22 protein-coding genes are annotated in these 22,743 nt (G+C 72.7%); 9 read left to right on the forward strand and 13 right to left on the reverse strand.

The features are described from left to right. Positions 1 to 41: 41 nt before the first annotated feature. The 6 genes from SM573_RS08315 to SM573_RS08340 all read right to left on the reverse strand — a co-directional run bounded on the left by SM573_RS08315 (position 42) and on the right by SM573_RS08340 (position 6,649). The gene (locus SM573_RS08315; RefSeq protein WP_474611211.1) at positions 42 to 1,049 is read right to left on the reverse strand and encodes a LacI family DNA-binding transcriptional regulator; all 1,008 of its coding nucleotides are present in this window, start codon (positions 1,047 to 1,049) and stop codon (positions 42 to 44) included. 23 nt (positions 1,050 to 1,072) lie between these two features. Beyond that, a complete protein-coding gene (locus SM573_RS08320) occupies positions 1,073 to 2,455 on the reverse strand; it encodes a GH1 family beta-glucosidase (protein ID WP_474615854.1) in 1,383 nt (460 codons plus the stop codon). Beyond that, positions 2,452 to 3,285, reverse strand: a complete 834-nt coding sequence (locus SM573_RS08325; RefSeq protein WP_474611209.1) for a carbohydrate ABC transporter permease — start codon at positions 3,283 to 3,285, stop codon at positions 2,452 to 2,454. Before SM573_RS08325 ends, SM573_RS08320 begins: the two co-directional genes overlap by 4 nt. Continuing rightward, positions 3,282 to 4,286, reverse strand: a complete 1,005-nt coding sequence (locus tag SM573_RS08330) for a carbohydrate ABC transporter permease (RefSeq protein WP_474611208.1) — start codon at positions 4,284 to 4,286, stop codon at positions 3,282 to 3,284. The genes SM573_RS08325 and SM573_RS08330 overlap by 4 nt, the downstream gene beginning before the upstream one ends. A gap of 100 nt (positions 4,287 to 4,386) precedes the next feature. Then, entirely contained in the window at positions 4,387 to 5,691 is a 1,305-nt protein-coding gene (locus tag SM573_RS08335; protein ID WP_474615855.1) for an ABC transporter substrate-binding protein, read from the reverse strand. Between the two features lie 196 nt (positions 5,692 to 5,887). After that, positions 5,888 to 6,649, reverse strand: a complete 762-nt coding sequence (locus tag SM573_RS08340) for a maleylpyruvate isomerase family mycothiol-dependent enzyme (RefSeq protein ID WP_474611206.1) — start codon at positions 6,647 to 6,649, stop codon at positions 5,888 to 5,890. Positions 6,650 to 6,719: 70 nt separating this feature from the next. Between SM573_RS08340 and SM573_RS08345 the strand changes: the two genes are divergently transcribed. Next, positions 6,720 to 7,811 carry a UDP-N-acetylmuramate dehydrogenase gene (locus tag SM573_RS08345; RefSeq protein ID WP_474615856.1) on the forward strand — a complete coding sequence of 364 codons (1,092 nt, stop codon included), beginning with the start codon at positions 6,720 to 6,722 and terminating at the stop codon, positions 7,809 to 7,811. A 19-nt stretch (positions 7,812 to 7,830) separates the two neighbouring features. Here the strand turns inward: SM573_RS08345 and SM573_RS08350 are convergent, their stop codons facing one another. Together SM573_RS08350 and SM573_RS08355 are read right to left on the reverse strand one after the other, a co-directional pair. Then, entirely contained in the window at positions 7,831 to 8,628 is a 798-nt protein-coding gene (locus SM573_RS08350; protein ID WP_474611204.1) for a class I SAM-dependent methyltransferase, read from the reverse strand. A gap of 73 nt (positions 8,629 to 8,701) precedes the next feature. Next, entirely contained in the window at positions 8,702 to 9,469 is a 768-nt protein-coding gene (locus SM573_RS08355; RefSeq protein ID WP_474611203.1) for an SDR family NAD(P)-dependent oxidoreductase, read from the reverse strand. A gap of 189 nt (positions 9,470 to 9,658) precedes the next feature. Between SM573_RS08355 and mshA the strand changes: the two genes are divergently transcribed. Then, the gene (mshA, locus tag SM573_RS08360) at positions 9,659 to 11,023 is read left to right on the forward strand and encodes a D-inositol-3-phosphate glycosyltransferase (RefSeq protein ID WP_474611202.1); all 1,365 of its coding nucleotides are present in this window, start codon (positions 9,659 to 9,661) and stop codon (positions 11,021 to 11,023) included. A 61-nt stretch (positions 11,024 to 11,084) separates the two neighbouring features. Beyond that, on the forward strand, positions 11,085 to 11,597 hold the full coding sequence (locus tag SM573_RS08365; protein ID WP_474611201.1) for a type III secretion system chaperone family protein: 513 nt from the start codon (positions 11,085 to 11,087) through the stop codon (positions 11,595 to 11,597). 86 nt (positions 11,598 to 11,683) lie between these two features. Here the strand turns inward: SM573_RS08365 and SM573_RS08370 are convergent, their stop codons facing one another. Continuing rightward, on the reverse strand, positions 11,684 to 11,806 hold the full coding sequence (locus SM573_RS08370; protein WP_474611200.1) for a hypothetical protein: 123 nt from the start codon (positions 11,804 to 11,806) through the stop codon (positions 11,684 to 11,686). Positions 11,807 to 12,326: 520 nt separating this feature from the next. Here SM573_RS08370 and SM573_RS08375 point away from each other — a divergent pair. Further along, positions 12,327 to 12,944: a hypothetical protein gene (locus SM573_RS08375; protein ID WP_474616050.1), complete on the forward strand. Its 618-nt coding sequence runs from the start codon at positions 12,327 to 12,329 to the stop codon at positions 12,942 to 12,944. Positions 12,945 to 13,423: 479 nt separating this feature from the next. Here the strand turns inward: SM573_RS08375 and SM573_RS08380 are convergent, their stop codons facing one another. Next, the gene (locus SM573_RS08380) at positions 13,424 to 14,698 is read right to left on the reverse strand and encodes an MFS transporter (RefSeq protein WP_474615857.1); all 1,275 of its coding nucleotides are present in this window, start codon (positions 14,696 to 14,698) and stop codon (positions 13,424 to 13,426) included. Between the two features lie 84 nt (positions 14,699 to 14,782). Then, positions 14,783 to 16,099, reverse strand: a complete 1,317-nt coding sequence (locus tag SM573_RS08385) for an MDR family MFS transporter (RefSeq protein ID WP_474611198.1) — start codon at positions 16,097 to 16,099, stop codon at positions 14,783 to 14,785. A gap of 151 nt (positions 16,100 to 16,250) precedes the next feature. Here SM573_RS08385 and SM573_RS08390 point away from each other — a divergent pair, with 151 nt between their 5' ends. Beyond that, positions 16,251 to 17,018 carry a phosphoglyceromutase gene (locus SM573_RS08390; protein ID WP_474611197.1) on the forward strand — a complete coding sequence of 256 codons (768 nt, stop codon included), beginning with the start codon at positions 16,251 to 16,253 and terminating at the stop codon, positions 17,016 to 17,018. Between the two features lie 78 nt (positions 17,019 to 17,096). Here SM573_RS08390 and phoU read toward each other — a convergent pair whose 3' ends face one another. Next, positions 17,097 to 17,750 carry a phosphate signaling complex protein PhoU gene (gene phoU / locus SM573_RS08395; protein WP_474611196.1) on the reverse strand — a complete coding sequence of 218 codons (654 nt, stop codon included), beginning with the start codon at positions 17,748 to 17,750 and terminating at the stop codon, positions 17,097 to 17,099. A gap of 206 nt (positions 17,751 to 17,956) precedes the next feature. Between phoU and SM573_RS08400 the strand changes: the two genes are divergently transcribed. Next, positions 17,957 to 19,240, forward strand: coding sequence for a sensor histidine kinase (locus tag SM573_RS08400; protein ID WP_474611195.1), 1,284 nt, complete (start codon positions 17,957 to 17,959; stop codon positions 19,238 to 19,240). Positions 19,241 to 19,262: 22 nt separating this feature from the next. After that, a complete protein-coding gene (locus SM573_RS08405) occupies positions 19,263 to 19,946 on the forward strand; it encodes a response regulator transcription factor (RefSeq protein WP_474611194.1) in 684 nt (227 codons plus the stop codon). 40 nt (positions 19,947 to 19,986) lie between these two features. Here SM573_RS08405 and SM573_RS08410 read toward each other — a convergent pair whose 3' ends face one another. Further along, positions 19,987 to 20,784, reverse strand: a complete 798-nt coding sequence (locus SM573_RS08410; RefSeq protein ID WP_474611494.1) for a DUF3109 family protein — start codon at positions 20,782 to 20,784, stop codon at positions 19,987 to 19,989. A 78-nt stretch (positions 20,785 to 20,862) separates the two neighbouring features. Here SM573_RS08410 and SM573_RS08415 point away from each other — a divergent pair, with 78 nt between their 5' ends. Beyond that, positions 20,863 to 21,807, forward strand: a complete 945-nt coding sequence (locus SM573_RS08415) for a Ppx/GppA phosphatase family protein (protein WP_474615858.1) — start codon at positions 20,863 to 20,865, stop codon at positions 21,805 to 21,807. Positions 21,808 to 21,917: 110 nt separating this feature from the next. Beyond that, the gene (locus SM573_RS08420) at positions 21,918 to 22,724 is read left to right on the forward strand and encodes a sugar phosphate isomerase/epimerase family protein (RefSeq protein ID WP_474611192.1); all 807 of its coding nucleotides are present in this window, start codon (positions 21,918 to 21,920) and stop codon (positions 22,722 to 22,724) included. Positions 22,725 to 22,743 lie beyond the last annotated feature (19 nt).

Consider the following 22,743-nt stretch of genomic DNA (forward strand, 5'->3'; position numbering starts at 1 on the left):
AGGCGCTCGCCCCGGGACGGCGGACGCGGCGGGGGGCGGCGCTACGCCGATTCGCGCAGGATCAGCTCGGTGGGGAGCACCAGCGCGGGTTCGATGGTCTCCCCGGCCGCGAGCCGCAGCAGCTGCCGCGTCATCTGCCGGCCGATCTCCTGAATGGGCTGCCGGACGGTGGTGAGCGGCGGCTCGGTGTACGCGGCCGTCTCCGTGTCGTCGAAGCCGATCACCGCGACGTCGTCGGGCACCCGGCGGCCGGCCTCCCGCAGCGTACGCAGCGCGGCCTGTGCCATCAGGTCGGAGGCGGCGAAGACCGCGTCCAGGTCGGGGTGCTCGGCCAGCAGGTGGCGCATGGCGGCGGCGCCGGACTCCCGCGTGAAGTCCCCGGTCGCGACCTGCACGGGCAGCCCGGCGGCCGCGACCGTCTCCCGGTAGCCGGCCAGCCGCTCGATGCCCGCCACCATGTCCTGGGGCCCGGCGATCGTGGCGATCCGCCGCCGCCCGCTGTCGATGAGGTGCTGGACCGCCCGGCTCACGCCGCCGACGTGGTCGACGTCAACGTACGGCAGCGCGGCGTCGTCGAGGGGCCGGCCGCTGCACACGACCGGGATGCCGAGCCCCGCGAGCCGGGCGGGCAGCGGGTCGTCGGCGTGTAGCGACGCGAAGAGCACCCCGTCGACGTGCTGGCCGGTGGTGTAGCGGGCGACCCGCTCGTGGCCGGCCGGCGAGCCGGCCAGCATGAGCACCAGCTGCTTGTCGGCCGCCTCCAGCTCCTGGCTGACCCCCCGGATGATGCCGGGGAAGAACTGGTCGTCGGAGAAGACCCGGGTGGCGGCCTCGGGCATCACCAGCGCGATCGAGTCGGTCCGCTGGGTGACCAGGCTGCGGGCGGCGAGATTGGGCACGTACCCCAGCTCGGCCACCGCCCGGTGGACCGCCTCCCGGATCGGTTCGGCGACCGTGGTGGAGCCGTTCACCACCCGCGAGACGGTGGCCCGGGAGACCCCGGCGCGCCGGGCCACCGCTTCGAGCGTCGGCCGCCCTGCCGTCGTCATCGCCGCCATCCCCCCCGCTCGACTCACAGCCCGTTCCGGGAGATCACCTCCTGGTACCACCGGGCGCTGGACTTCGGTGTGCGGCGCTGGGTCAGGTAGTCGACGTGCACGATCCCGAACCGCTTGCGGTAGCCCTCCGCCCACTCGAAGTTGTCCAGGAACGACCATACGAGATAGCCGCGCAGATCCACCCCCCGGGAGATCGCCTCGTGCGCGGCGCGCAGGTGCCCCTCCAGGTACGCGATCCGATCCGTGTCGAGGACCTGCACCGGTCCCTCCGGCGACTCCGCTCCGGGCTTGTCGGGGTAGGCCGCGCCGTTCTCGGTGATCAGCAGCGGTACGCCCGGATAGTCCGTGGCGATCCGCTCCAGCAGCCGGGTCAGCCCGGCCGGCTCGACCATCCAGCCCATGTCCGTGAGCGGACCGACCGGCGGCAGGAACTCCACCGCGCCGTCGGTGCCCGGGTAGGCGCCCCCACCTCCGGCGCCGTCCGGTCGGCCGGAGACGTACGTCGGCTGGTAGTAGTTGACGCCGAGCAGGTCGATCGGGGCGGCGATGAGCTTCTCGTCGCCGTCGCGCAGGAACGTGGGCTCGACGATCCGGCCGAGGTGCTCCAGCACGTCCTCCGGGTAGCCGCCGGCCAGCAGCGGGTCCAGGAAGATCCGGTTGTGCAGGCCGTCGACCAGGCGCACAGCCGCCGCGTCGGCGGCGCTGGCCTCGTCCGCCGGGCGTACGTCCGCGGGGTTGAGGGTGATCCCGACCGTCCGCGCGCCGGCCGCCCGTAGCGCTCGGGTCGCCAGGCCGTGCCCCAGCAGCAGGTGGTGCACGGCGGTGAAGGCGGCGCCCGCGTCCTGCTCGCCCGGTGCGTGCACGCCGCTGCCGTAGCCGAGGTAGGCCGAACACCACGGCTCGTTCAGGGTGGTCCAGACGTCGACCCGGTCGCCGAGGCGGGCGTACGCCGCGGCGGCGTAGGTGGCGAAGTGCTCGGCCGTGTCCCGGTTGGTCCAGCCGCCCCGGTCGCCGAGGGTCTGTGGCAGGTCCCAGTGGTAGAGCGTGACGATCGGGTCGATCCCCCCGGCCAGCAGCGCGTCGACGAGCCGGTCGTAGAAGTCGAGCCCGCGGGGGTTGACCGGGCCGGTGCCGTCCGGCTGCACCCGGGGCCAGGCGATCGAGAAGCGGTACGCCCGCAGCCCCAGCTCCGCCATGAGCGCCACGTCCTCGGCGTACCGGTGGTAGTGGTCGCAGGCGACGTCCCCGGTGTGACCCTGGTGCACCTTCCCCGGCGTGCGGCTGAAGGTGTCCCAGATGGACGGGCCGCGCCCGTCCTCGCGGGCCGCGCCCTCGATCTGGTACGCCGCGGTGGCCGCGCCCCAGAGGAAGTTCTCGGGAAATCGGAGTTCCGTCACGCCTTGACCGCACCTTCCATGATCCCGCCGATGATCTGGCGGCCGAACAGGACGAAGACCAGCAGCAGGGGCACCGTCGCCAGGGCCGTGCCGGTGAACACCTGTGACATGTCCTGGTAGTACCCGTCCGAGAGCGCCCGCAGGGACAGCTGCACGGTCGGGTTCTCCGGGTCGTTCAGCACAGCGTACGGCCAGAGGAAGTCGTTCCACGTGGTCATGAAGGTGAGCAGGCCGAGCACGGCGGCGGCCGGGCGCAGCGCCGGAACCACGACGTTCCACCAGATCCGCGCGGTGCCGCACCCGTCGACCCGGGCCGCCTCGATCAGCTCGTCGCTGACCGCCTGGCCGGCGTACTGCCGCATCATGAACACCCCGAACCCGGTCACCAGCGCGGGGACGATCACCGCCGGCAGCCGGTCGTTCCAGTTGAGCTTCGTCATCAGCAGGTAGAGCGGGATGACGCCGAGCTGCGTCGGCACCATCATCGTCGCGATGATGACCAGCAGCAGCGCGTTGCGGCCCCGGAAGCGGAGCTTCGCGAAGGCGAACCCGGCCAGGCTGGAGAAGAAGACCACCGAGACGGTGACGGTGGTCGCCACGATCGTGGAGTTGATGAGACCGGTCAGGAAGTACGCGTCCGTGTTGTCGAAGAGCCGGGCGATGTTGGCGCCCAGGTTGCCGCCGGGTGTCATCGGCGGTGGTAGCTGGCCCATCGCGTCGCTGGACCGGCTGGCCACCACGAACATCCAGTAGATCGGGAAGATCGACATGACGGTGGCGAGCACCAGTGCCAGGTAGGTGAGCGGGCTGGCCCGCCAGAGCCGGGTCATCGCCGCTCTCCCTTCGCCGCCCGGCCGCCCGGGGTCTGCCCGCCGAGCCGCCGGATGATCAGCACGTTGACCGCCGCGACGAGGGCGATCAGCGCGAAGAGCAGCCAGGCGACCGCCGAGCCGTACCCGAAGTTGTAGTGCGGCGCGAAGGCGTTCTCGAACATGTACATGGTCACCGTCTGCGACTCGCGCAGCGGTCCGCCCCGGATGGGGTTGGTGCCGGAGTGGAAGAGCCGGGGCTCGGTGAAGAGTTGGAGCCCGCCGATCGTCGAGATGATGACGCAGAAGATGATCGTCGGCTTCAGCAGCGGCACGGTGATCGACCAGAACTGCCGAGCCCGGTTGGCGCCGTCGATCGCCGCCGACTCGTAGAGGTCGCGGGGGATGGCCTGCATCGCGGCGAGGAAGATCAGCGCGTTGTAGCCGGTCCACCGCCAGTCCACCATCGTGGAGATGGCCACCCAGGAGGCGATCCGGTTCGCCTTCCAGTCGACCCCGTCGAGGCCGACCAGGTCGAGCAGCCAGTTGACCATGCCGAAGTCGCGGCCGAAGAGCACGCCGAACACGATGGCCACCGCCGCCGTCGAGGTGACGTTCGGGACCAGTACGGCCATCCGCCAGCCCGTCCGGAACCGCAGTCCGCGGTTGAGCAGGTTCGCCAGCCAGAGCGCGGCGAGCAGCTGCGGAACGGTGGAGATGACGAAGATGCCGAGGGTGTTGACGACCGCGTGCCAGAAGTCGCCGTCGGCGAGGAGGCGGGTGTAGTTCTCCGCCCCGACGAACGGGTGGTCGCTGCCGAGCAGGTCCCAGTCGTGCAGCGACACCCAGAACGTGTAGCCGAGCGGGTAGGCCCCGAAGACGCCGAAGAGCACGAAGAACGGGGCGATGTAGAGGTACGGCGAGAAGCGGGTGTCGAGCCGGCTGAGCCGTACGCCCGGTGACCGGCGTCGGGTGCCGGGGGTGGGTGCGACCGGCGGGCGGGCGTCGAGCTGGACCGTCATGCCCGGGAACTCCTTTCCGCCGTGCGGGCGGGATCCGTCGGACCGCGCGCCGGTCGGACACCGGCGCGGGCTGCGGAACCCGCCCGCACGCTGGCTCGGGCTACTTGTCGGCGGCCTTCTTCGCGTTGCTCACCGCGTCGTTCCAGCCCTGGTCGGGGCTGCGCTGGCCCAGCTCCACGGTGCGGACCGCGTTCTCGACCTCCGTCCGGACGGCCTGGTTCTTCGGCCCCATGTAGACCGGCTTCAGGCTCTTCGCGCCGGCGGCGAAGATCTTTCCTACCGGGGCGTCCGAGAAGTACGCGTTCGTGGCGTTGGCGACGGCCGGATCGTCGAGCGCCTGCGGCGACGAGGGGAGGGGTCCCTTGGCCTTGAAGGCGCCGATCTGTCCCTGCGCGCTGGTCAGGAACTTCGCCAGCTTGACCGCCTCGGCCTGGTGCTTGCTCTGCTTGGGCACCGCGAGGTAGGAGCCGCCCCAGTTGCCGCCGTCGCCGGGCACCTGCGCGATGTCCCACTTGCCCTTGGCGCCCGCCCCGGCGTTGCCCTCGATGACGCCCGTCATCCAGGCGGGGCAGGCGATGGTGGCGAACTTCGACTGCTTGAAGGCGGAGACCCACTCCTCGGACCAGGCCTGGTACCTGCCGGAGAGGCCGGAGTCGATGATGTCCATCGTGGTGTCCCAGGCCTGCCGGACCGCCGGGTTGCTGTCGACGACGAGTTTGTCGCTGGTGTCGTAGTAGCTGTAGCCCTGCGCGTTGCCCGCGGTCTGCAACAGGATGGTGTTGAAGGTGTTGGTGGCCGCGTCGAGGAAGGCGGCCCCGGTCTTCTTGGCGGTGAACTGCTCACCGACCCGGATGTAGTCCTGCCAGGTGGGCCAGAGCCTCGACACCGCGTCCCGCTCGGTGGGCAGTCCGGCCTTGGCGAAGAGGTCCGTGCGGTAGCACATCGCCATGCCGCCGACGTCGGTGCCGAGTCCGATGAGGTGCTTGCCGTCGGCGGTGAGCCCGGCGTTCCACTTCCACTCCAGGAAGTTGCTCTTGAGGTCGGCGGCGCCGTGGTCGAGCAGGTTGACGAAGTTGCCGGGGTTGGCCTTGTACTCGACCAGGAGGCCCTCCTCGATGGCCACGACGTCGCCGGCGCCCTTGCCGGCCGCGAGCCACTGGGTCAGCTTCGGCGAGTACTCGTCGAGGTTGCCCCCGGTGCCCCGCTCGACGATCTTCACGCCGGGGTTGGCGGCCATGTACTCCTGGTAGAGCTGCTCGTAGCCGAACTGGCCGAACACGTCCACGGTCAGCGTGATCTGGCCGTCCTCGGCGGCGTCGTCGCCACCGCCGCAGGCGGCGGTGGCGAGAAGCGCGGCGGCGGCCACGAGGGCCACCGCCAGGCGGCGGCGCGGATTGGCACCCATCGGTATCGGACCCCTCTCAGGTCGGGTGGGTGGTGGTCGGTACGGGTCTGAGAGAGCGCTCTCAGACAGGGTGGTGTGCGCTGCGCCACATGTCAAGAGAGCGCTCTCTCGCGAAATCGTCACGGCCGCCGCGTCGACCGGCACGAAAAAGTGGCCGCCCCGAGGGGACGGCCACTGGCTCTGCGCCGGGTGGGCGTCAGCTCACCCGCAGCCCCTCCAGGAGCGTGCGGTCACCGGTGACGTCCAGCGTGTCGAAGCTGACCCGCCCCCACAGGGCGAGCAGCAGGTCGCTCGCGGTGCCGCTGACGTGGACCCGGGCGTGGTGGTCGTCATGGTCGAGGATCGTGTCGGTGTCGAGCAGCGCCACCCCCTCGCCGCGCAGCCGCAGGTACCACTGCTGCGCCGCGTCGACCGCGGCGAGCTGCACCACGCCGTGCCACTGCCCGGGGGCGCGGCGTCGCCCCGCCGGGAGCCAGGTGTCCAGCACCTCGCTCACCCCGTCCGCCGCGAGTTTCGCCTCGATCGGCTCACCGGCCGCGATGGCGAGCTGGGCGTCCCACCGGTGCACCGCCGTCTCGTGCGCCGCCCGGCGCGGCCAGAAACCGGCCCGCTTCGGCTGCGGGGCCCAGTTCCACGCCGGGGCCTCCGGGTCGAGCCCCTCGAAGACGGAGACCAACTGGTCGTGCCCCCGCTGCCAGTACTGCAACGGCGTCTCGCCCGGCGCCGGCTGTCCCGGCTCGGGGCGCTCGGCCGGCGCGGTCGTCTGGCCGGAGCCGGCGAACGAGGCGACCCAGTGGTAGAAGCCGCCAAGGTGAAGGGTCAGGTCGGCGACGGTCCACCCGGGGCAGGAGAGCACCGGCGTCTCGGGCGGTGCCTCGGCCACCGCCGAGGCGAACGCCGGGGCCTCCACCCGGAGCCCACCGATCCAGAAGTCCTTCGTGCCATGCAGCCTGCTCATCGCCATCCTCCCGGGGGTGACCGGGCCACCAGTGGGTGCCGCGGCTACCCCTCAGCCTAGGGTGAAGGGTGTGTCAGACGTCTACGCCCAGCCGACAACCGGAGTCGACGCGACGGACATGAACGCCCTGGCCGGCTTCACCACCCTGCGCATGGGTGGGCCGGCCGGTCGGATCGTGCCGGGCACCAGCGCCGAGGAAATCGTACGAGCGGTACGCGACGCGGGCACCCGGGACGAGCCCGTCCTGATCCTCGCGGGTGGAAGCAACGTGGTGATCGGGGACGGCGGCTTCCCCGGCACGGTCGTGCTGGTCCGCTCGCGAGGGCTGCGCCCGGTCGCCGAGGACGCCGAGACGGTGACCGTACGCGTCGAGGCCGGCGAGCCCTGGGACGACCTGGTCGCGGCCACCGTGGCCAACGGCTGGTCCGGTCTCGAGTGCCTCTCCGGTGTCCCCGGCTCCACCGGCGCCACCCCGATCCAGAACGTCGGGGCGTACGGCCAGGAGGTCGCCGAGACGATCACCGAGGTCGAGGTGTACGACCGCGTCACCGGCGCCACCGACCGGCTCGTCGCCGCCGACTGCGGGTTCGCCTACCGGAGCAGCATCTTCAAGTACAGCGAGCGGTGGGTCGTGCTCTCCGTCGACTTCCGGCTCGCGCGCTCGCCGCTCTCCGGCCCGGTGCGCTACGCGGAACTGGCCCGCGCGCTCGGCGTCGAGGTCGGGGACCGGGTGCCGCTGGCCGACGCCCGGGCGGCGGTGCTGCGGCTACGGGCCGGCAAGGGCATGGTGCTCGACGCGGCCGACCCGGACACCCGCTCGGTCGGTTCCTTCTTCACCAACCCCGTGCTGGACCGGGCGGCGTACGACCTGCTCCGTGAGCGCGCCGCGGACCTGGGCGAGCCGCCCTCCTGGCCGTGCCCGGGCGACACGGTCAAGGTGAGCGCCGCCTGGCTCATCGACAAGGCCGGCTTCGGCAAGGGTCACCCGGGCCCGGGCGGGGTCGCCATCTCCAGCAAGCACACCCTGGCGCTGACCAACCGCAGCGGACGGGCCGGCACAGCCGACCTGGTCGCCCTCGCACGCGAGATCCGCGACGGCGTGCACGCCCGCTTCGGCGTGACCCTCCACCCCGAGCCCGTCCTGATCAACTGCGCCATCTGACCCGGCGCATCGCGGGGGACTAGGCGGGGGCCACGCTCGACCAGGGGACCGTCAGCTCGCCGAGGCGCCAGCGGGCGGGCCGGTCGAGCACGGGCCAGCCCGCGTCCTTGAGCGCGTGGACGGCGTGCAGCCAGCGTTGCCGAGGGCCGAACGGGGCGTACCCGGCCGCCGCCCGCCAGGCGTCGTCGAGCGCCCGGATCAGCTCGTGCACCCGCTCGCCGGGCACGTTGCGGTGGATGAGCGCCTTGGGCAGCCGTTCCGCCAGGTCGGCCGGGCTCTCCAGCGTGGCGAGGCGGGCGGCGAGCGTCAGGGAGCGCGGCCCGTCGGCGTCGACCAGCAACCAGCCGCCGAGCCGGCCCAGCTCGTCACAGGTGCCCTCGACGAGCACCCCGCCGGGGGCGAGGGCACCGGTCATCGTGCGCCACGCGTCGGCGACGTCGCTCTCGTCGTACTGACGGAGCACGTTGAGCGCCCGCACCAGCACCGGACGCAGACCGGCCAGCTCGAACCCGCCCCGCGCGAAGGTGAGCCACGGTGGGTCGGCGGCCGGCGCCGCGGCGGCCACCCGGGCCGGATCGATCTCCAGACCGACCAGCCGTACGTCGGGCCGCACCCCGGAGGCCAGCCGGGCGCGCAGCTCCACCGCCGTGACCGGGGTCGCGCCGTAGCCGAGGTCGACGACCAGCGGGTCGGCCGCGTCGCGGAGCAGGTGCCCGCACGTCGCCACGATCCAGTTGTCGACCCGACGAAGCCGGTTGGGGTTCGTCGTGCCCCGGGTGATCACGCCGTACGGCCGGCGCCGCGCCGGGCCCGTCATCCCCGTGACCGCCGGGACACCGTCGTCGTCCGAGACCGCGGGGCTCCTCGCAAACCCGGCTCACTCCCCGCGTCTACTGCCCGACCCGGTGCACCTTGTGCTGCGCCGCCTGGGCCAGCGGCCGGACCACCAGCCGGTCCACGTTCACGTGGTGCGGGCGGGTGGCGCACCAGGCGATGCAGTCCGCCACGTCCTCGGCCACCAGCGGCTCGGGCACCCCGGCGTAGACGGCCGCCGCGCGGTCCGCGTCGCCGTCGAACCGTACGAGGCTGAACTCGTCGGTCTTCACCATGCCCGGATCGATCTCGATCACCCGGATCGGCCGGCCGCACAACTCCAACCGGAGGGTGCCGGCGATCGCGGTCTGCGCGTGCTTGGCCGCCGTGTAGCCGCCGCCGCCCTCGTACACCGTGAACCCGGCGGTGGAGGAGACGATGACGACGGTCCCGGCCCCGGACGCCTCCAGAGCCGGCAGCAGGGCCTGGGTGACGCGGAGCGTGCCGAGCACGTTGACGTCGTACATCCACTGCCAGTCACCGACGGACCCGGACTCGACCGGGTCCAGCCCCCGGGCGCCGCCGGCGTTGTTCACCAGCAGGGTGACCGGCCCGGGGGCCGCGGCCGCCGCCTCGGCCAGCGCCGCCACCGACTCGTCCGACGTCACGTCGCACGCCACCGTGGTGGCCCGGCCGCCCGCGGCCTCGATCTCGGTGACCAGCTCGGCCAGCCGATCGGTACGCCGGGCCGCGGCGAGCACGTGGAACCCCTCGGCGGCGAGCCGGCGGGCGGTGGCCGCGCCGATCCCGCTGGACGCTCCGGTGACGACGGCGACAGAGGTCATCCGGTCATTGTCCCTCCCGACGCCGTCGCCACTCAGCCCGGGCGTGTCCCCGCTCACCATGAGGTCCGTCACGCCCGTCGCCGTCGCCGCGCATTTCCATGGCGCGATCGGGAAGATGAGATCCGGCGTACAGGTTGACCGAAGCGCCGGGCGTGCGAGACGGCATCAACCGTGACCAGGGGAGCGGACGTGGCGGAACTGCACACCGGCGTCGGTCGTCAGCGAGGAGCGCGACCGTGGCCGCGGCCTCGGCGCATCGCCACCCTCTCGGTGCACACCTCGCCCCTGCACCAGCCGGGCACCGGCGACGCGGGCGGCATGAACGTCTACATCCTGGAGGTCGCCCGCCGGCTGGCCGAGGCGAACGTCGAGGTGGAGATCTTCACCCGGGCCACGTCCGGTGATCTGCCTCCCGTGGTCGAGATGGCGCCGGGTGTGCAGGTCCGGCACATCACCGCCGGCCCGCTCGAGGGGCTCACGAAGGAGGAGCTGCCCGGGCAGCTGTGCGCGTTCACGGCCGGGGTGCTCCGCGCCGAGGCGGCCCGTCCACCCGGGCACTACGACCTGATCCACTCCCACTACTGGCTCTCCGGCCAGGTCGGCTGGCTGGCCAAGGAGCGCTGGGGGGTCCCCCTGGTGCACACCGCCCACACCCTGGCCAAGGTCAAGAACGCGCAGCTCGCGGCGGGGGACCGGCCGGAGCCCAAGGCGCGGGTGATCGGTGAGGAGCAGGTGGTCGCGGAGGCCGACCGGCTGGTGGCCAACACCCGGGTCGAGGCTCGCGACCTCATCGAGCGGTACGAGGCCGCCCCGGACCGGGTGGCCGTCGTCCAGCCCGGGGTGGACCTGGAGCGGTTCCGGCCGGCGCCCGGCGACCCGGACCTGGCCACCGCCGCCGCCCGTCGGCGGCTCGGCCTGCCCGCCCGGGGCTACGTGGTCGCGTTCGTCGGCCGGATCCAGCCGCTGAAGGCGCCCGACGTGCTGGTGCGCGCCGCCGCCGCGCTCCGCGAGCACGACCCCGCGCTGGCGGAGCAGCTGACCGTGGTGATCTGTGGCGGCCCGAGCGGTAGTGGCCTGGACCGTCCGACCGCGCTGATCGAACTGGCCGCCTCGCTCGGCGTCAGCGACCGGATCCGTTTCCTGCCACCGCAGACCGGGGACGACCTGCCCGCCCTGTACCGGGCCGCCGACCTGGTCGCGGTGCCGTCGCACAACGAGTCGTTCGGGCTGGTCGCCCTGGAGGCCCAGGCCTGCGGTACGCCGGTGCTGGCCGCCGCCGTCGGCGGTCTCGTCACCGCGGTACGGGACCAGGTGAGCGGAGTGCTCATCGACGGGCACGACCCGGTCGACTGGGCCCGTACGCTCGCCCGGCTCCTGCCCGACCCGGTGCGGCGTCGCACCATGGGGCGGGCCGCCGAGCGGCACGCGCGGGGGTTCTCCTGGAACCGGACGGTTACCAACCTGCTCGGTGTCTACGGCGAGGCGATGGACCTGCACCGGGAGCGGCTCACCGCCCAGCTCGCCGGTGACGCCGCCTTCTCCTGCTCCTGGTGAGGCCCCGCTCCCCGGGGGCGGTGCCCGGTGGGGGCGCCGGAGCGGCCGTAGAGTGGGTCCGGTGAGCGGGAAGAGCGATCTTGCGGCCCTGATCGAGTCCGTCTGCGACGAGCGGGAACTGGCCTGGGAGACGACCGGCCCCCACTCGTACGCGGTGACCCTGCCCGGCACCCACAAGCTCAAGACCATCTGCAACCTCATCGTGGGCGAGCACGCGCTGCGGATCGAGGCGTTCGTGATGCGCCAGCCGGACGAGCGGCGGGAGGAGCTGTGGGCCTGGCTGCTCCAGCGCAACGCCCGCATGTACGGGGTCTCCTTCTCCATCGACGCGGTCGGCGACGTCTACCTGACCGGCCGGGTCAACCCGGCGGGGGTGGACGCCGAGGAGCTGGACCGTCTCCTCGGTGCCGTGCTGACGTACGCCGACGAGTCGTTCGACACGATGCTGGAGATCGGCTTCGGCAGCTCGATCCGGCGGGAATGGGAGTGGCGGGTCAAGCGCGGCGAATCCACCGCGAATCTCGCCGCGTTCGCCCACCTCTTCGAACCGTCCAGAGGTTCGGAGTCCTCCTGAGGGGTATGCCGCACCGCGCGGTGCGGCACGTTGGGACACACCGCGCGCCGAGGACGGACTGTCGAGGAGCGTGAGCGTCTCATGGCTCAGCGGACCAGCTCAGGTCGCGGCGGGACTGCGACGAGGACCAGGGAGCGGGCGGGGAACCAGACCCCGAACACCCCGCCGATCTCGGAGACGGAGATCTCCCGGATGCGGATGGACGACATCCGCGGCCAGCTCCGCAAGCGTGGCGTCCGGGGCATCTCCGCGATGCGCAAGCCGGACCTGGTGAAGGAACTGGTGCGGACGTTGCGCGCCGAGCGCCGCGGTGGAGGCGCCGCGCGCAAGGCCACCGGCCCGGCCGGTCGGGCCGCCGGCACCCGCGCCGCCGGCCGGCCGTCGGCCACGAAGAAGGCGGCCGCCGGACGCGCGGGCAAGGCCGCTCCGGGCCGCGCCAAGGCGGTACCGGCGAACAAGAGCGCGCCGGCCAAGAAGGCGGCCGTGAAGAAGGCCGCGGCGAAGAAGACCGCCGCCAAGAAGACGACGGCCGCGAAGAAGACCGCGCCCGCGCGCAAGACGGCGACGGCGAAGACCGCGCCCGCGCGCAAGACGGCCACGGCGAAGGCGGCGCCGGCTCGGAAGACGGCCACGGCGAAGGCGGCGCCGGCGCGCAAGACGGCGGCGGCGAAGAAGACCGCGCCGGGGCGGAAGACGGCGACGGCGAAGGCGGCGCCGGCTCGGAAGACGGTGGCGGCGAAGAAGACCGGGCCGGCGCGCACGACGGCGACGGCGAAGGCCGCGCCCGCGCGGAAGACGACGGCGGCGAAGAAGACCGGGCCGGCGCGCACGACGGCGACGGCGAAGGCCGCGCCCGCGCGGAAGACGACGGTCGCGAAGAAGGCGGCGACGGCACGGAAGACGGCGGCGGCGCCCGCCCGGACGGCCACCGCGGCGCCGACGAGCACGGGCGCCGGCGGTGGCGCGGCGGCCGGCGGCATCCGGACGGGTCGCGGTACGAGCCGGTCGGCGAACTCCTCGCAGGTGATCTCGTCCGTGGCGGATCGGCCGGAGCGCCCGGGCCGCAGCCTGGTCACCAGCGACCACGAGGTGATCATGCGCTGGGCGCGGGATCGCGGGGCGAAACCGGCGACCATCGCGGGCACGGAGCGGGAAGGCCGCGCCGGTGTGCTCACGTTCAACATTCCGGGCTACCGGGAGAGCAGCCGGATCCGGGAGATCACCTGGGACGAGTGGTTCCACACGTTCGACCTGCGTCGGCTCAACCTGATCTATCAGGAGCAGATGCGCGACGGGCGGCAGAGCAACTTCTTCCGGACGGAATCACCCGATCGTGAGGACGGTTGACGCGTTTGTGGGAATGCGTGCCGGGTAAGCGCTGTTGGCCAGAGCGTGGCCCGGACCAGCGACAACCCACGCGTTGTGACCGGCGAGACAGTAGATCTGGGTTGAAACCGTAATCCGGGCGAATTAACTTTATTGCGCCGCGCCACGCTTGGAAACGTTCGGGGGAGCGGCGGATCGATCAGATCCGCGCACCAGGCGAGGCGCGAGGGGACGGGTGGTTCAACCGTTGGGGGACGGTGCCCACCTGTTTGGACCGGCGGCGCGAGCGGGCGACGCTTACGGGGGTGAGTGTTGCCCGCCGCCGCCGGCCCCACCACATGCCCACCACTGCCTCTGCGGTGGTGGGCATTGTGCGTGTTCTACCGCAAGGCCGTGCTTGGTCCTGGATCGGGTGGCCTCCGCGTGCCCGGACACCACCCGATCCCGGAACCATCACGATCTTGGCGACGCGTGAGGCGAGCTGGAGCTGGTGCCGAACGCTAGGCGGCAGGAATCCGTTCCACGGTCGGTGTCGGGCCGGTCGCCCGGCTCTTCAGCAGCGCCGCGACGCGCCGCTCCCGGGGTGGGCCGGCGAGCAGGTGGCCGGCGGCCGCGAGCAGGCCGAGCCCGCCCACGATGAGCCAGTGGGCGTTGCCGAGATACTGGAGGCTCACGCCGCCGAGGGTGGGGGCGACGAACGAGGCGGCCGGGAAGGTCAGGTAGAAGACCGACTGGTAGCGGCCGCGCAGCTCGGGCGGCGCCAGGTCGGCGTTGATCTGCGCGTTCGGCGGGGCGGCGAGCATCGAGCCGATCGTCCAGACCACCGAGGCGAGCAGGTAGACCGCCAGCTGGTCGGCGACGGCCAGCGCCCCGAACCCGACCGCCATGAGCCCCGTGGAGGCCGCGAGCACGACGTCCTTGCGGCGCCGGTCGATGAGCCGCGGCACGAAGAGCTGGCCCAGCACGATCAGCGCGCCGCCGAGCGCCACCACGAGGCCGTACGCGGAGGGACCGAGCCCGTCCGTACGCATCGCCAGCGGCATGATCGTCGAGGTCTGCATGGTCAGCACGGCCAGCACGAACGTCAGCCCGACGAAGGTCAGGAAGATCCGGTCGGTGAGCGCGGTGAGCAGCCCCGGCCGGCGGGTGCCACGTGGCGCGGCGTCCGCCCCCGGAGACGCGACGCGGCGCAGCGTCTCGGGCACCTTCCAGGCGATGACCAGCGCGGTGGCCAGCGTCGCGCCGGCGTCGACCAGGAACAACGCCAGGAAGCTCGCCTCGGCCAGCACGCCGGCGAGCAGCGACGCGACAGCCATGCCGAGGTTGAACGCCCAGAACTGGAGGTTGAACGCGCGCGAGCGCCGCTCCTCCGGCACCATGTCGACGATCGCCGCCACGAACGCCGGGCTGGGCATCGAGTGCACCACGCCGACGAGCGCGGCGAGCACGGCGATGAGCACGAGATGGCGACTGAGGGCCAGAGCGACCATCAGGCCGGCGGTGACCAGGTGTGCCGTGAGCAGCGTGGCCCGCCGGCCCCAGCGGTCGGCCAGCACGCCGCCGAGCAGCACGCCGACCGCCCCGCCTGCCCCGTACGCCCCGACCACCGTGCCCGCGACCGCCGCGCTCGCCCCCCGTGCCTCGGTGAGGTAGAGCGACAGGAAGAGCATGGCGAACGCGCCGGCCCGGTTGATCAGGATGCCGGCCCAGAGGTACCAGAAGGTGGCGGGGAGGCCGCCCGCGGTCTCGTGCCACCAGCGCCGCAGGCCGCGCACTCGCCCTCCAGACTGTTCGGTTTCCTAACCGTTTCCCGTGACGACGGTATCGGACACCCGGCGGCGGGCGTCGGCCGAGTCCGCTCAGCTCGCCCGGACGGGCTCGGCCGGGGCGGTCGCGGCGGCCTCGGCGGCCTGCGGGGCCGGCGGCTCGATCGTGGTGACCGGCGTGACCTGCCGGCCCGCACCGCGCAGCGCGGCGGCCCGCCGCTCCCGCGCCGGACCGGAGACGAGGTGGGCCACGGCCATCACGGCGCCGACCACGGCGCAGCCCGCCCAGAGCGCCGTGTTGCCGGCGTGCTCCCGGACGAGTCCGCCGAGGATCGGCGCGGCCGCCCCCGCGAGCTGCCACGAGAGGGAGAAGACCCCCTGGTAGCGGCCACGCAGCTCGGCGGGGGAGAGCTCGGCGATGAGCGTCGCGTTGGAGGGGGAGTTGAGCATCTCGCCGAGCGTCCAGATCAGCACGGTCAGCCCGTAGAACCACGCGGCGTCGGCGAACGCGGTCAGCCCGAAGCCCACGCCCGTCACGAGGGCGGCCAGCGCGAGCACGTGCGACCGGCTCCGGCCCCGGATCAGTCGCGGCACGAAGAGCTGGCCCACGACGATCAGCACGCCGTTCAGCGCGATCACCGAGCCGTAGGTGGCGGGGCTCAGCCCGGAATCGCCCATGGCGATCGGCAGCATCGAGATGTGCTGGAGGAACAGCAGCGCGGCGAAGAGGTTGAGCACCACGAAGCCGAGGAAGATGCGGTCGCCGAGGATCGTGCGCAGGGCGCCCGTCGGGGCGGCCGCGCCCTTGCTGACCGGCGCGGTGCGCCGGGTCTCGCCGACCCGGGTAAAGATGATCACCGCGGTGACCAGCGTGGTGATCGCGTCGACCACGAAGAGCAGCAGGTAGCCGGCCTGGGCGGCGAAACCGGCGAGCACGGCGGCGCAGGCGAAGCCGAGGTTGATCGCCCAGTAGTTCAGCGAGAAGGCGCGCAGCCGGTCCTTCTCCGGCACCACGTCGATCATCATGGCGCCGAACGCCGGGCGGGCCGCCTCGGCGAAGGCCCCGAGCAGCAGCGCGCCGACCGCCACGGCCCAGAGCGGCCGGGCCAGGCCGAGCGCCAGCATCATCGTGGCCGCGCCGAGGTGCGCGGTGAACAGGGTGGGCCGCCGTCCCCACCGGTCGGCCAGCGTGCCGCCGACCGTGGTGCCGACCGCGCCGCCGACCCCCCAGAGGCCGATGACCAGGCCGGCCTGGGAGGCGGAGAAGCCGCGTTCCTGGGTGAGGTAGATGGCGAGGAAGACCAGGACGAACGAGCCGAGCCGGTTGATCAGCGTCCCGGTCCACAGGTACCAGAACCGGGTCGGCAACCCGCCCGCCGTGTCCCGCAGCCAGCCTCGTACCGTCCGCATCCGCGCGCCCCCGCCGTGGTAATGACCGATCTATCGCAAGCGCCTTACAACCTAGTGGCGCGGCGAAGCCCCGGTCACCCGCTTTTCCACGTGGTGGTCGTCACGACGGGTCCCGGCATGTCCGGCCACGCGGTACGGCAGGATGATCCGCATGACTGCGAGCGAGGGGCCTACCGTCGGGACGCTGGTCCTGCTGCGGCACGGCGAGAGTGACTGGAACGCCAAGAACCTCTTCACCGGCTGGGTCGACGTCGACCTGACCACCAAGGGTGAGGCCGAGGCGCGGCGCGGTGGTGAACTGCTCCGCGAACACAACCTGCTGCCGGACGTGGTGCACACGAGCGTGCTGCGCCGGGCGATCCGCACCGCCGAGCTGGCGCTGAGCGCGGCCGACCGGCACTGGATCGCGGTGCGCCGGTCGTGGCGGCTCAACGAGCGGCACTACGGCGCTCTGCAGGGCAAGAACAAGAAGCAGACCCTCGACGAGTACGGCGAGGAGCAGTTCATGCTCTGGCGGCGCTCGTACGACACCCCACCACCGCCCATCGCGGACGACGACGAGTGGTCGCAGGTCGGCGACCCGCGGTACGCGCTGCTGCCGACCGAGCTGATGCCGCGTACGGAGTGCCTGAAGGACGTCGTCGAGCGGATGCTGCCGTACTGGTACGACTCGATCGTGCCGGACATCCTGGCCGGTCGCACGGTGCTGGTGGCGGCGCACGGCAACTCGCTGCGTGCCCTCGTGAAGCACCTCGACCAGATCTCCGACGAGGCGATCGCCAAGCTCAACATCCCGACCGGGATCCCGCTGCGGTACGACCTGAGCCCCGAACTGCGTCCGCAGGTCCTCGGCGGGACGTACCTCGACCCGGAGGCCGCCAAGGAGGCCGCCGCGGCGGTCGCCAACCAGGGGCGCTGAGCCGCTCCGCCCCGAGACGAGGGAGGCCCCGCGCCGACGCCGGACGCGTCGGTGCGGGGCCTCTCGTGCGGTCGGGGCTCAGTTCGGCGTGGGCGTGGTCTCACCGGTGATCAGGTAGACCACGTGTTCGCCGGCGTTCACCGCGTGGTCGGCGAAGCGCTCGTAGAAGCGGCCCAGGAGGGTGGCGTCGATCGCGGTCTCCACCCCGTACGGCCAGTTCTCCCCGAGCAGCACGCCGAAGAGGCTCTTGTGCAGCTCGTCCATGGCGTCGTCGTCCCGGTCGAGCTCGGCGGCGATGTCGGCGTCGGGCTTGGCCAGCACCGAGGCGATCTTCTCCGCCATGCGGTCGGCGATCGACGCCATCTCGGTGAAGATCTCGCGCAGCTCCGCCGGGACGGCCGGCGAGGGGTGCCGGCGCAGCGCCGTCTTCGCCACGTGGTCGGCGAGGTCGCCCATGCGCTCCAGGTCGGCGGCGACGTGCAGGGCGGTGATCATGGCACGCAGGTCGGAGGCGACCGGCGCCTGCCGGGCCAGCAGGTCGCAGACCCGCTCCTCCACGTGCCGGTAGAGGTCGTCGATCTCGGCGTCCCGCTCGATGACCGTCTCGGCCGCCTGCCGGTCGGCGGTGAGCAGGGCCCGGGTAGCCTGCCGCATGGCGGACCGGATCCCCTCGGCCATGTCCACCAGCAGCTGGCTCACGAGGTGCAGGTCGGCCCGGAACTCGTCGCGCATTGTCACGTCCTGTTGGGGGGTCGTGGCCGGCCGCGGCCGGCGCAGGGGGCTGAGCGGTGTGTCCCGACCACGGTAGGGGGCACGGGCGGACCCGACATGAACCCCGGTGAACGACACCGGACGGTTACGTGAATTTTGCGGGAAGCGAGCCTGATTCATCCCGTTCTGGGCGTTCGCCAGGTTAACAATGACCCTACGATCGCCGGGTGGAGTGGGTGGTGGCGGTCGCCGTGGCCGTGGCGCTGGTGGCCGGAGTGGTCGCCGGGATCCTCCTGCCCCGGATCCGGGCGGCGCTCGTCCGCCGGGACAGGTCGACGGGGAGCGGCAGCTCCCTGGTGAACAGGGGGAGGCCCGCGATAGCCGAGGATCCGCACGCCGGGCTCGGCCGCCGTACCATCGACTCGCTCCGAGCCGGGGTCGTCGTGCTGGACCCGGACGACGTACCCGTACTGGTCAACCCCGCCGCGCGGGCGATGGGCCTGTTGCGCACCGGGACCACCCCGGGCTCGATAGCGGCGCACCCGCTGATCCGTACGCTCGCCGGCCAGGTGCGGCGCACGGGCATCCGGCGCGAGATCGAGCTGGACCTGCCGCGGGGCCGCGACAACGCGGGAGACAACCCGCTCGGCGTGCACCTGCGGGCCATGGGGGTCGGTGGCGGCTACATCGCCGTGGAGGCGGCCGACGTGACCGAGTCGCACCGGCTGGCCCGGGTGCGCCGGGACTTCGTGGCCAACGTCAGTCACGAGCTGAAGACGCCGATCGGCGCGCTGCAACTGCTGGCCGAGGCGCTGCTGGACGCCACCGAGCCGGCCACCGACGCGGCGCCGGACCTGTCCGAGGACATGGTCGCCGCCCGCCGGTTCGCCGAGCGCATCCAGCACGAGTCCACCCGGCTCGGCCGGTTGGTGCAGGAACTGCTCGAACTGACCCGCCTGCAGGGGGCCGAGCCGCAGCCGGCGCCCGAGCCCGTGTCGGTGGACTGGGTGGTCGCCGAGGTGGTCGACCGCACCCGCACCACCGCCTCGGCCCGGGACATCGAGGTGCTGGTCGAGGGGGAGCGGGGTAGGACGGCGTACGGCAGCGACACCCAGCTCGCCACCGCGGTGGCGAACCTGGTCGAGAACGCCGTGAACTACTCGGCCGACGGCACGACGGTACGCATCACCGTCGGCGGCGACGAGGAGCACGTCGAGATCGCGGTGGCCGACCAGGGCATCGGCATCGCGCCCACCGACGTGGACCGGATCTTCGAGCGGTTCTACCGGGCCGACCAGGCGCGCTCGCGCGCGACCGGCGGCACGGGACTGGGGCTGGCCATCGTCAAACACATCGCGAGCAACCATGGCGGACGGGTCGACGTGTCGAGCACTCTTGGTGGTGGGTCGACGTTCACCCTCCGGCTGCCCGCCCGTCCTCCGGAAGACCTCCTGACGACACTGCCAGGGGCTGGGATCGAGTCCGGTTCGGCCGAGCTTCGGCAGGTCTGACAGCAATGGAAAGGAAAACCCGTTGAGCCGCGTTCTGGTGGTCGAGGACGAGGAGTCGTTCTCCGACGCCCTGTCGTACATGCTCCGCAAGGAGGGCTTCGAGGTCTCCGTCGCCGCCACGGGCCCCACGGCCCTGACGGAGTTCGACCGGACGGGCGCCGACATCGTGCTGCTGGACCTGATGCTGCCCGAAATGTCGGGAACTGAGGTGTGCCGGCAGCTCCGGCAGCGCTCGCACGTCCCGATCATCATGGTCACCGCACGGGACAGCGAGATCGACAAGGTGGTCGGCCTCGAGATCGGCGCCGACGACTACGTGACCAAGCCGTACTCGCCGCGCGAGCTGGTGGCCCGCATCCGGGCCGTGCTGCGCCGGCAGACGCCGGAGGCGGTCGAGTCGGGCGCCCCGACGCTGGCGGCCGGACCGGTGCGGATGGACATCGAGCGGCACGTGGTGACCGTCGACGGCGCTCCGGTGCAGCTACCGCTGAAGGAGTTCGAGCTGCTGGAGCTGCTGCTCCGCAACGCCGGGCGGGTGCTCACCCGGGGCCAGCTCATCGACCGGGTCTGGGGCGCGGACTACGTCGGCGACACCAAGACCCTGGACGTGCACGTCAAGCGCCTCCGCTCCAAGATCGAGCCGGAGCCGTCCGCGCCGCGGTACATCGTCACCGTGCGCGGTCTCGGCTACAAGTTCGAGCCCTGATCGGCCCCGGCCGGCCGTGCCCCGACCGGGGCCGGCCCGGTCAGGACGGGTCGGCGGGGTGCGGGGCGACCAGGCCGTGGCGGGAGCGCGCCGCGCAGAGTTCGGCCAGCTTCGCGTAGGCGGGGGCGCCGATGAGCGCGGTCAGCTCCGGGCCGTACGAGACGTACATCGGGTCGGTGCCGACGTGCGCGTCGGTCGAGGAGGTGCACCACCAGTCGAGGTCGTGCCCGCCCGCGCCCCAGCCGCGCCGGTCGAACTCGGACAGGGTGGACACCAGCACCTTGGTGTTGTCCGGCCGCTTGACCCACTCCTGGTCCCGGCGGATCGGCAGCTGCCAGCACACGTCCGGCTTGTACTCCAGCGGGTGCACCCCGTCGCGGAGCGCCTGCGCGTGCAGGGCGCAGCCGCCCCCGCCCGGGAAGTCGACGTCGTTGAGGAAGACGCAGGGGCCCTCCGCGTCCCGCGTGGCCGTGCGGCGGGCCGGGTTCTTGCCGTCGATCGTGTCGTTCTCGGTCCAGGCCTTGAAACCCCGGCGGTAGTGCTGCCAGGTCTCCGGAGTGAGTCGCTTGACGGCGGCGCGGACCCGCTTCTCGTCGTCGGAGTCGGTGAAGAACGCCCCGTGCGAGCAGCAGCCGTCGCCGGCCCGGCCGGCGACGATGCCGTGACACCCCTGGCCGAAGATGCAGGTCCAGCGGGAGAGCAACCAGGTCAGGTCGGCCCGGATCAGGTGGCTCTCGTCGGCCGGGTCGGCGAACTCGATCCATTCCCGGGGGAAGTCCAGCGGCACCTCGCGGCTGCGCGGGTCGCCCGGGTCGTCCACCAGTACGCGGAGCTCCATCGTCACCCGGCCCAGCGTACGCGCGGAGAAGCGTGCCGGCCGGTGAGCCCTGGAAACGTGTTGCCCTAGGGTCGAGGCATGCGACTGGGGGTCCTCGACGTCGGTTCCAACACCGTGCACCTGCTGGTGGTGGACGCGCACCACGGCGCCCACCCGTGGCCGGCGCACTCCGAGAAGGTGGTGCTGCGGCTGGCCGAGCAGATCGGCCCCGACGGTGCGCTGACCCCGACCGGCGCGGACGCCCTGGTCCGCGCGGTGAGCATGGCCAAGGCGGCCGCCGCCGGGCTGAACACCGACGACCTGATCGCGTTCGCCACCTCGGCCGTCCGGGACGCCACGAACGCGGCCGAGGTGCTGGCCCGGGTCCGCGACGAGACCGGCGTACGGCTGGAGGTGCTCTCCGGCGCGGACGAGGCGCGGATGACGTTCCTCGCCGTCCGGCGGTGGTTCGGCTGGTCGGCGGGGCGGCTGCTGGTGCTGGACATCGGCGGCGGCTCGCTGGAGATCGCCGCCGGGATCGACGAGGACCCGTCCGCCGCCGTCTCGCTCCCGCTGGGGGCCGGCCGGCTGACCCGCGAGCGGCTCCGGGTGACGCCCGAGGACGACGTGCCGCCCCCGCCCCGGGCGGTGGAGGAGCTGCGGGAGCACGTCGACGCCCTGCTCGACCCGGTGATCAAGGACATCGTCGACGTGGGCTGGGAGCGGCCCGTGGGCACCTCGAAGACGTTCCGCACCCTGGCTCGGCTGGCCGGGGCGGCGCCCTCGGGCGCCGGGCTCTGGGCCAAGCGGGTCCTCACCCGCACCGGCCTGCGTCAGGTGATCGGCTTCATCCGGCACATCCCGCCGGCACAGCTCGCCGAGCTGGAGGGGGTCAGCGTGGGCCGGGCGCACCAGCTGCTCGCCGGCGCGGTGGTGGCCGAGGCGGTGATGCGTACGTTGGACGTCGACAAGCTGAGCATCTGCCCGTGGGCGCTGCGGGAGGGTGTCATCCTGCGCCGCCTCGACCAACTCGGTCCGGGCTGAACCACCGCGCTGGCCGTGGCTCGGGCGGGCGCTCCGCGCGGCCAGTTCCCGCCGCTTTGCGGTCGCTCGTCACGATGTGCCGCCGGCCGGACGGGGCTACGCTGGCGGATGTGACGTCCCGAGTCCCGGTGCTCCTCTCCAGCTCCTCGGTCTTCCCGGAGCGGACCGCGGCGGCCTTCCAGGTGGCCGCGGCCCTCGGCTACGACGGGATCGAGGTCATGGTCTGGACGGACGCCGTCAGCCAGGACACCGGTGCGCTGAGCGGCCTCGCCCAGCACTACGGGGTTCCGGTGCTCTCCGTCCACGCGCCCTGCCTGCTGGTCACCCAGCGGGTGTGGAGCCCCGACCCGTGGGAGCGGCTGCGCCGCTCGGCGGAGATGGCCGAGGCGCTGGGAGCGCCGACCGTGGTCGTGCACCCCCCGTTCAGCTGGCAGCGCGACTATGCCCGGACCTTCCGCGAGGGGCTCGACACCATCGCCGCCCGCTACCCGGGGCTGCGGTTCGCCGTGGAGAACATGTACCCGGTGCGGATGGCCGGCCGGCAGTTCGTCCCGTACGTCCCGGGCTGGGACCCGACCGAGACCGGCTACCCCGCCTACACGCTCGACCTGTCGCACTGCGCCGCGTCGCACACCGACTCGATGGAGATGGCCGACCGGATGGGCGGCGCGCTGGCGCACGTGCACCTGGGCGACGGCACGGGCGAGGGGCGCGACGAGCACCTCGTCCCGGGCCGGGGCACCCAGCCGTGCGCGGAGCTGCTGCGGTCGCTGGCCGGTCGGGGCTTCACCGGCTCGGTGGCGGTGGAGGTGTCGACGCGGGGCGCGCGCAGCCGCGCCGTCCGCGAGGCCGACCTGCGGGCCGCGCTGGACTTCGCTCGCCAGCACCTGAGCACCCCGTCCCCGGTCGACGCCTGACCGCCGAGGCGGGTCGTCG

Source organism: Micromonospora xinjiangensis, from assembly GCF_056150165.1.

What these genes read in the sequence shown, in the direction of transcription:
- SM573_RS08315 (WP_474611211.1), bottom strand. Translation starts at nt 1,049, where the DNA reads ATGACGACGGCAGGGCGGCCGACGCTCGAAGCGGTGGCCCGGCGCGCC.
- SM573_RS08325 (WP_474611209.1), bottom strand. Translation starts at nt 3,285, where the DNA reads ATGACCCGGCTCTGGCGGGCCAGCCCGCTCACCTACCTGGCACTGGTG.
- SM573_RS08330 (WP_474611208.1), bottom strand. Translation starts at nt 4,286, where the DNA reads ATGACGGTCCAGCTCGACGCCCGCCCGCCGGTCGCACCCACCCCCGGC.
- SM573_RS08335 (WP_474615855.1), bottom strand. Translation starts at nt 5,691, where the DNA reads ATGGGTGCCAATCCGCGCCGCCGCCTGGCGGTGGCCCTCGTGGCCGCC.
- SM573_RS08340 (WP_474611206.1), bottom strand. Translation starts at nt 6,649, where the DNA reads ATGAGCAGGCTGCATGGCACGAAGGACTTCTGGATCGGTGGGCTCCGG.
- SM573_RS08350 (WP_474611204.1), bottom strand. Translation starts at nt 8,628, where the DNA reads ATGACGGGCCCGGCGCGGCGCCGGCCGTACGGCGTGATCACCCGGGGC.
- SM573_RS08355 (WP_474611203.1), bottom strand. Translation starts at nt 9,469, where the DNA reads ATGACCTCTGTCGCCGTCGTCACCGGAGCGTCCAGCGGGATCGGCGCG.
- SM573_RS08370 (WP_474611200.1), bottom strand. Translation starts at nt 11,806, where the DNA reads ATGTCGTCCATCCGCATCCGGGAGATCTCCGTCTCCGAGATCGGCGGG.
- SM573_RS08385 (WP_474611198.1), bottom strand. Translation starts at nt 16,099, where the DNA reads ATGCGGACGGTACGAGGCTGGCTGCGGGACACGGCGGGCGGGTTGCCG.
- SM573_RS08390 (WP_474611197.1), top strand. Translation starts at nt 16,251, where the DNA reads ATGACTGCGAGCGAGGGGCCTACCGTCGGGACGCTGGTCCTGCTGCGG.
- phoU (WP_474611196.1), bottom strand. Translation starts at nt 17,750, where the DNA reads ATGCGCGACGAGTTCCGGGCCGACCTGCACCTCGTGAGCCAGCTGCTG.
- SM573_RS08410 (WP_474611494.1), bottom strand. Translation starts at nt 20,784, where the DNA reads ATGGAGCTCCGCGTACTGGTGGACGACCCGGGCGACCCGCGCAGCCGC.
- SM573_RS08415 (WP_474615858.1), top strand. Translation starts at nt 20,863, where the DNA reads ATGCGACTGGGGGTCCTCGACGTCGGTTCCAACACCGTGCACCTGCTG.